Source organism: Anaerotruncus sp. G3(2012), assembly GCF_000403395.2.
Classification (GTDB): domain Bacteria; phylum Bacillota; class Clostridia; order Oscillospirales; family Ruminococcaceae; genus Anaerotruncus.
In genome coordinates this window covers 135,026-143,657 of sequence record NZ_KE159657.1, presented here as the reverse complement: position 1 = coordinate 143,657, position 8,632 = coordinate 135,026, and the positions used below count along the sequence as shown (strand labels likewise).

General features: G+C 58.6%; 6 protein-coding genes. All 6 read right to left on the bottom strand.

All coding sequences use genetic code 11. The features are described 5' to 3' along the window. Positions 1–1,928: efflux RND transporter permease subunit (locus tag C814_RS06675; protein WP_016314861.1), on the bottom strand; the 1,928-nt coding region annotated here is incomplete at its 3' end. Between the two features lie 19 nt (positions 1,929–1,947). Beyond that, the gene (locus tag C814_RS06670) at positions 1,948–3,750 is read right to left on the bottom strand and encodes an efflux RND transporter periplasmic adaptor subunit (RefSeq protein WP_016314860.1); all 1,803 of its coding nucleotides are present in this window, start codon (positions 3,748–3,750) and stop codon (positions 1,948–1,950) included. A 385-nt stretch (positions 3,751–4,135) separates the two neighbouring features. Beyond that, entirely contained in the window at positions 4,136–5,707 is a 1,572-nt protein-coding gene (locus C814_RS06655) for a sensor histidine kinase (RefSeq protein WP_016314858.1), read from the bottom strand. Continuing rightward, positions 5,691–6,365, bottom strand: coding sequence for a response regulator transcription factor (locus C814_RS06650; RefSeq protein WP_016314857.1), 675 nt, complete (start codon positions 6,363–6,365; stop codon positions 5,691–5,693). Before C814_RS06650 ends, C814_RS06655 begins: the two co-directional genes overlap by 17 nt. 110 nt (positions 6,366–6,475) lie before the next feature. Continuing rightward, positions 6,476–7,495, bottom strand: a complete 1,020-nt coding sequence (locus C814_RS06645; RefSeq protein WP_016314856.1) for an ABC transporter permease — start codon at positions 7,493–7,495, stop codon at positions 6,476–6,478. Then, a complete protein-coding gene (locus C814_RS06640) occupies positions 7,495–8,631 on the bottom strand; it encodes an ABC transporter permease (protein ID WP_016314855.1) in 1,137 nt (378 codons plus the stop codon). The genes C814_RS06645 and C814_RS06640 overlap by 1 nt, the downstream gene beginning before the upstream one ends. Position 8,632: the final 1 nt, after the last annotated feature.

The following is an 8,632-nucleotide window of genomic DNA, read 5'->3' as shown; positions in this document are numbered from 1 at the left end:
GTGACCCCGCGGCTGCCAAACGACATGCTGCTGCGTTCCGAAACCTCGACACTTGCATTGTCGATCCCCTTGGTCTGCTCCCGCATCAGGGTAATAAACTCGCCCGTCCCGATCGACCGGTCGTCCTTGAGGGTGACAGTCAGACTGGAGGAGCCGCCACCGCCCCCGCGCATCGAATAACTTTCCACATCCGGCTGTGCTGCCACCAGTTCCTCAATCCGGGTCATAATCTGGTCGGTTTCGTCCAAGTTCAGTCCGGTCTTGGTGGTCACCGAAATGCTGATAGAGCCTTCATCCGACATCGGCATCAGCTCCATATCCAGCCGGCTGAACATCACTGCGGTACCTGCCAGCAGCACCACCGCAATCACGATTACCACCAGCTTGTGGCTGAGCGCCTGTTCAAGCACTCGTGCATAAACCCGCTCCAGTCTGTGCAGCTGGGTGTTGACCCAGGAACGCTCCTTTTCGCGCGGCCGGAACTGCACAAAGAGCAGCGGTACAATGGTCAGCGCGGAGATCAGAGAGGCAGTCAGAGAATAGACGATCGTGAAGCCAACCTCTTTAAAAAGCTGTCCGGACATCCCATCCATCAGCGCGATCGGCAGAAAGACGACCACGGTGGTCAAGGTGGAGGCGATGACCGAGCTGTTGACCAGGTTCGCACCCTCAATGGCTGCATCAGCAAAGCTGCGCAGCTCGTTCTGGGAGCGGAAGCAGCTGTCGAGCACAACAATCGAGTTGTCGACCATCATGCCGATACCGACGACCAGTCCACCCAGCGACATGATGTTCATGGTCATACCGGTGGCTGACATGATAACCAGTGTCGCAAAAACCGAAAGCGGCATCGAAGTTGCGACGATCAGCGCGGCACGCCAGTCCCCCAGGAAGAGGAAGAGCACCAGCATGGCAAGTGAAAGACCCTGAATCAGCGTGGAGACGACATTCATGATGTTTTCATAGATCGTCTCGCCCGAGTTGTTGGTGATGTTGATTGCGAGCCCCAGCCCCTGCCGGTTCAGCTCATCGACCACAGCGGTGATCTTGTTGCAGATTTCTATTGTATTCGCGCTCTGGTTTTTGGAGACCGAAAGACTGATATTGTCCATCCCGTTGTAGCGGCTGATGTTGGAGCGGGCCTCCTCCGCCATCTCCACAGTGGCCACATCCGAAATATGGATGATGTCCCCCGAACGCAGGGAAATTGGGATGGTCGCAAGGCTGTCGTAGGTGTCGTAACTCACCCCGCCCTGTAGCGAAAGGGTGACATTGCCGCGGTTGATCTCGCCTGCGGTGATGGTGAAATCGGCGGTTGAGATCGCATTGACAATCTCGTTCATCGACAGCCCATACTGTTCCATCTCCTCCTCTTTCAGTTCCACCTTGACATACTTACGGGCGCCGCCCCGCATATCCACCGACGAGACCCCGGAGATCCGCTCGATCTCGGGCACTACGGCCGACTCGATATAGGAATAGATGTTGTCGTCCGACTCCGCCTGGATCGACAGATCCATAATCGAAGAGGAGTCCATGCTCATCTCCATGATCGTTGGGTCATCCGCCGAATCGGGCAGCCGCAGGCGGGTGAGCGCCTCGTTGATCTCATCGTACTTTTCGTCCATGTCGGTATTATAGTTGAACTCGAGCGTGGTCATCGACGAGCCTTCGGACGAACGGGAGGACATACTCTCCACATCGCTTACCGACGAAAGTGCCGATTCCACCACATCAGTAATCATCGTGTCGACCTCTTCGGGGCTTGCACCCTCATAGCGGGTCATGACCATGAACACCGGCATCGACATTTCGGGGGTAGACTCCATCTTCATATCAAAGATCGAGGAGATGCCAAACACCAGCAGCATCAGCACACACATCAGCATCGAAACCGGACGTTTGACCGCAAGTTTTGGAAGTGTCATCAATCAATCCTCCGAATCGTCAATCTTTGGGCTGCATCCGTTGGACCCGCTTCGGTTCCGGGGCGGCGGCGGAGGAGGCTTCGGAATCATCAGATGGGGCTGCTTCCGCCGGCTCGCTGTCCGGTTCCGGTTCGGAGGAAACCTGTTCGGGGACCTGTTCCGGTTCCGATGCGGGAGCCTGTTCCGGCTCGGAAGAGGAAGGTTCCACGGCAGGCTGTGTGCCGGCAGTCTGCTCATCCGCCTGCTCTTCCGGACTGTCAGTCTCCTGCCCGGACGCTTCGTCCCGCTGTGCAGGGTTTTCCTCCGGTTTGGCAGGCGGAGCACTGGCCGGGGCTGCCTCCCCGTCAATCAGCGTGACCTCTGCGCCATCCGCAAGGTCGGGATGCCAGGTGGTGATGATCTGGCTGTTCAGCGTCAGCCCGGACTCCGCAACGACCTGCTCGCTCGACGACATGCCCGCGACAAAATCGGTACGGTGGGCTTTTCCATCTGCATAGGTAAAGACGTACGGCTGACCGTCGGCATCATAGTAAACGTTGTCAATATCGACCAGCAGAGCGTTTTCCGCCTTGGCGGTCGCAGCGGTGACCTTGACCGAAACACCGGTTAACAGGGACTCATCCGTCTCGTCAAGGGTCGCCTTGACCGGGAACAGACCAGTCGTATCGGAGGCTTTGGACTCCACCTCGGTGACAGTCGCGGGGTAATCCCTGCCGCCCTTGTTGACGGTTACAGCATCCCCCGCCGCAAGGGCTGCGGCGCCGTCTGCCGAAGCATTGAAGGTGACCGACAGGCTCTCCTTGTTCGAGATGGTAAAAACCGGGCTTTGGGAACCGACCGTCTCATACAGCTCGGCCGACCTCGACTCGATCACCCCATCAATCGGGGAATAAACCTTATATTTGTCGAGGGTGTTGGCACTCTGCTGGAGCGAGAGCGCCGCAGACTTCAGATCGACCTCTGCCGCCGCCTGTGCATCGGTGTAGGAATTTCCCAACACGAGCTCGTAGTTGGCGAGCGCCGATTCATAGCTGGTCTGTGCATTGCGGTAGGCGGAGCGCAGGTCACGCGCGCCCGAGTCCTCGCTGTCCTCCAGCTCCCCGATCTCGACGCTCAGCGCGCGGTACTCGTTCTCTGCCTCCGAAAGCTGGTTGTTCAGGTCGCTGATCTCCTCCCGGTCGGCGTTGTTCGCCTTGGCATCCGCGAGCTTGGCATTGAGCGACGAAACCTTCTGGCGGGCACGCTCGAGGGATTTTTCCGCATTCACGAGGTCATCGTCATAGCCATCGTTGTAGTCCTTGAGCTTGAGCCGCGCGTTGCTCAATGCCTGCTGCGCGTTGTCGAGCTGGCTCTTCGCCGAATTGATCTTGGATTCATAGCTGCTGCCCAGCGTGGTATCAACACTGACAGCGGTCCTCTCATAGCTGGTCTGCGCCATCTGATAGGAGAGCTGCGCGTCGGTGTCGTCAAGCGAAAGCAACAGCTGCCCGGCCTTGACCGAATCGCCCGCTTCCGCATAGAGCTGGACCACCTTCCCCGAAGTTTCGGGGTAAATATTGACCGTTTTGGAGGGCTCAATCTTCCCGATAAATTCGGTTTCCCGGGAGAGGGAACCGATCACAGGGGTGGTGAGCCTGACGTTGATGACGCTTTTGCTCATCTCGACACCGCCTCCCTGCATCCCCCCGGGGCTGCCCGGGCCACCCCGGCCTCCGCCCATCCCGCCTCCGGGACCGGCGGCGAATACCATTGTGGATACCAGCAGGATCATCGCCAGTGCGATGACCGCAGCCATCCTGCCTTTGTCTTTCAATCTTGCCATCGTTGTCTCCATTCTCCGGTGGAACGGGTATTGTGTGACGCGGGACCTCCCCAACCGGCGGACAGCCCCTTTCCAAAGGTAATGGTATGCGCCCAATGTGATAAGCCCGACAGAAAAATATGAATGAACTATGAATTTTCAACATAGTACCATCACATTTTCCGCCGGATTTCCAAGGCACTCCGCCATCTGAATGCCTGCCCGGTATCAGACCGGTTCGGTCCCCCGGGAACCTCCCGGCGGGCTGGCCGCGCAAAATGCATTTCCCACGCAAAAATGCCCCTGCGGGAAGGCGGAACAGACTCTGTCCTCCACGCAGGGGTCTTTTATCATCAAAATGCTTCCTGTACACTGCACACTTACAGGCATCTGCTCGAGATTCTCTTCAGGGATGTTGGTCATCCTCTTCGCCATCCTCCTCGGGGTCCTCCACCTCGACGAGCGGCAGCTCAAACCAGAACCGCACGCCAGTCCCGGTGTTCTCCACACCATAACGCTGGTTGTGCGCCTCCATAATCACCTTGACAATCGCCAGACCCAGACCATAGCCGTCGGTACAGGAACGGGACTGGTCCGCGCGATAAAAGCTGTCAAACAGGCTTTCGATCTCCTCCTCCCGGATCGGTTCTCCCGTATTTTCAACCCCGACCCGGCAGCATCCGCCGTTTCTGTGGACTATCACCCGGATCTCCCCACCATCCGGCACATACTTCACCGCGTTTTCAAACAGGTTTGCGACCACCCGTTCTATCTTATGGTAGTCCGCTTCCACGATAAACTCGTCCTCGATCTCCCGCCGCACCTCTATCCCGCGGCGGCTGGTGGGAAGCCGGTAGTTTTTCATTGCCCCGTCCACCACCTCGCTCAGGCAGAAGATCGAGCATTCCACCTTGTCAATCCCGTTTTCGAGCTTGGAGAGGTCGAGCATCCGCCCTACCATATGTGAAAGCCGGTTTCCCTCGCTGATGATCGTTTCGCAATATTCCCGGCGTGCGGCTTCGGACGTCTCGTTCTCCATCGCTTCTGCATAGCTGACCATCAAGGTGATCGGGGTTTTGAAATCGTGCGAAACGCTCGCCACAAACTGCTGGCGCATCCGGTCGGTCTGCTGCTGGCGCAGCAGATCATTCTGCAACACCTCGTTCGCTTCGACCAGTTTTTCGATCCCTGCTTCCAGCTGTTCGGACATATCGTTGATGCTGCCGGCGATCTGTGCGATCTCGTCCCCGCCGTGTACCCTGCACTTCTGGGAAAAATCCATCTGTGCGATCTTGCCCGCTACCGTACGAATCTCGTTGAGCGGACGGGTCATTCGTGCCGCCAGCAGATAGATCAGCACCGACCCCGCCAGCAGAATCCCGATCGAAAGGAGCGCCGTATACTTCACTGCCAGCTCGGCTGTGGATCTGATATAATCGCGCGGGGTGTAGATGTAAAGATAAAGCCCGTCATCCAGCTTGCAGGAAAGGCTGATGCTGTTGTCCCACGGCTCCTCCCGCTCCTCCCGCCCATCCGGCTTTCCCAGTTCGATCAGACTGTCCTCACCGGTCTCAAGCAGGCGCGCCCGAAGCCGTCCCTGCATCTCTTCATAATGCCGGTGCTTCTCCTTTAAAAAAGGCGGAAACTTCTCCAGTTCATGTTCCAGCTCCTCCATTTTCTGCGGGCGGGAGCGGTAGATTTCCGCTATTTTTCCATCTTCCTCCACCATAAAAAGTGCCACAAGCGCGTTTTCATTTTCGATCGAGCTGATCTCATCGTAAAAGGTCTCGCTGTTCCCCTCATATGCCTGCCTGATCCGCTTGGCTGCATCCTTCAGATTGGCAACCTTGCTGTTCATATAGAAAACCTCGAACAGGGTAGACCCCATGAACAGGAGCACCACCGCATTGCAGATCAGGATCATCAACACCGCTGTGAACAGCTTTCGCCGGATTCCCCAGCTACTCCAGCCACTCAAATTTGTATCCCACCTTCCGTACGGTGATAATACATTTCGCGTAGGGCCCCAATTTGGCGCGCAGGCATTTGATATGGGTATCCACCGTCCGGTCGTCCCCGCTGTAATCCATCTCCCAGACTGTGCAGATGATCTGGTCGCGCGTCAGGGCAATATTGACGTTTTTCAGCAGGTAATACAGGAGATCAAACTCCTTGGGGGTGGTCACGATCCGCCTGCCGTCCACTGTCACCGCCCGCTCCCGGTAGAGGATTTTCACCCCGCCTACCTGCACATCACTCATGTCGTTGGCTGCTGTGCGTTTGAGCAGGTTTTTCACTCTGGTCACAAGGATGGTCGGGGAGAACGGCTTGGAGATGTACTCATCTGCCCCCATCCGGAAACCGGTCACCTCGTCCTGTTCGGCGTCCCGGGCGGTCAGCATCAGGATCGGCACATCGGATTTTTCCCGGATCTCCCGGCAGGCATCGAACCCGTCCTTGCGGGGCATCATCACATCGAGCATCACCAGGACCACATCCTCGTTGTCCTCAAACCGGTCGACCGCCTGCTGCCCGTCCGCCGCTTCGATCACCTTGAACCCTTCCCGCACCAGATAGCTGGAAACCAGCTGGCGAATTTTCGCCTCATCTTCTGCAAGCAAAATTTTACTGTCCATCCGAAAACCACCTTTCCTGTGTTGCCATTTTCCAGTATGGGCGGATTTTGTGTTGCAAATGTGTGGAAACCTTTGCGGTTTGGTTACAATCTCCTGACGGGCCTTCCAGTTTAGAGGATCGACAGAAGCCGCAGGGCATACCATGCCGGCGACAGGAACCGTAAAGCCCCCAACCCGGCGGGCAGCAGCTCCGGCCGGACAATCGCCCCCGAACAGAGGATACTCACCAGCAGAAAGGGCGGCAACAGCGCGGGAACCACTGCCCGGAGCCTGCCGGACAGCGAAACAACGGCGGTGAGCAGGGCGGAAGCCACCGCCAGTATCGCCAGCATGGCCAGACGCGCATACAGCGGATAGGCAGGATGATCGAGCAGGGCGCCAAGCAGCAGATCGGACGCCACAAGCACGAGAAGGTTCAGCAGGGCCTGTGAAAGCGTCCCGGCAAAAACGGTTGCCAGCGGATGCCCGGACACCGACGCGAGCTGTCTGACCGCGCGGTCCCGGCCGCTCTCCCCCAGCAGCCCGGCGGCGAGCGAGATTGCCAGGAATGCCGAAACCAGCGCCGCATACAGAAGCGGCTGGACACTGCTCTCCGCGAGTGTATCGAGCGCCCGCCCGCCCGACTGCCGCAGAACCACGGTCATCGGTTCCGCTTCCTCCCGCAGACGTTCGAAATCGGCGTGCGCCTGTGCATCCGAAAAGCCGTTTTGGGTCAGACGTTCCGCTGCGAGCACCGGCATCTCCTCTTCAAACCAAGCTGCGAACACGATCTCATCGATCAGCGGGCGCATATAGGCGCTTCTGGTCGAAAGCGCGATGATCGGCGGTTCCTCCGCACCCAGCAGATATCCGCAGTGCAGCTTCCCGGCCAGAACCGCCTGCTCTGCCGCTTCCTGTCCGGGATACCGGATAAACCGATAGTCCTCGTTCTGCATGAGGCGGGCTGTAACCCGTTCTGCCCGTTCCCCTTCCGCCACCAGGCCGACCTCCAGACTCATCCGGCTGGAATCTGGCAGAGCCGCGGACAGCACCGCTGAGAGTGCAAGGAAACAGACGGCGGTGAGCAGAAAGGTCCTGGAGGCGGCCCCCGCCTTGATCCGGAGCCGCAAAAGGGTAAAGAAATACCGCATCACCGTTCCCCCCTTCGCCATAGAAATCCACAGAACAGTAAAAAGCAGACGGTCATTCCCACTGCCTGTAAAACCCCTGTCCCTGTGACCGGCTCCCCAAGCAGGGTTGATGCAAGAACACGTGCCTGTCCGGTCACAGTAAACGGGGCGATCCGGGAAAAAGCAGGGGGCATCAGCCCAAGCGGGAGGAACCCGCCTGAACAGAACCCCAACCCAGCCGAAACCAACAGGCATCCAACGGCAGAAGCCGTTCTCCTCCGGAAGAGCAGGAGCAGCAGCAGGCTTGCGGTCCCGAGCAGGGCGCCCAACAGCAGCCAGACCGCAGCCATCTGCGCCGAGCGTTCCCCCAGCCAGAAAAGCAGTGCTGTCGGGAACAGCATCAGCAGGAACAGATGCAGCCATGCCGCGCCGAACAGAGCGAGCTTTCTCCCGCAGAGGGAGGAAAAACAGCGGAGCGACGCAACTGTGGGCTGATAGAAAAATGCATAGCAGAGAACCAGAACCGGAAAGAGCGCGGCCAGATAATACGCGGGCAATGAAAGACCGCCCGTCGCCGAAAGCGGGGATTCTCCAAGCAGGGAATCCCGCTCAAGGATGGCGCGCATCGCTTCCAGGTTCACGTCGGCGAGCAGGAGGGTGTACTGGCCGGGAGCAAGCCCCTCGCCATAGCCGACCCCCTCCTGCACCGTATAAACGCAGAGCTGCGCCAATGTCAGATATTCCGCCCCTGTCCGCGCCATCTGACGGACCCAAACCGCCTCCAGCGGGTTGGCGGCATGGACTTCGACGACCGGGCTGGGATTGGACCCATTGAGCACCCCGGCGAGGAAGCCGTCCGGAATCGTGATGACCGCCCCAAAACCGCCTGCATCGGCTTCTTCCCGGGTAACCGGGTGTACCTCAAACATCGAGTCCAGCCGGTCCTGCCCAACCACCATCCGCACTGCCATCCGGGAAAGCGGATCGCTGTCCTCGTTCACCAGTGCGATCTGTACCGGCCCGGGAGGCTCGGTATCCAGCGCGCCAAGTGCCGCATAGCCCAGCAGGCCGCAGACCGCAAGGATGCAAAGCAGGCACAGCAGCTTTTTGCCGCTGTGCCTGCACGCAACCCATAGAGAAGTTGTGAATAACCGCATC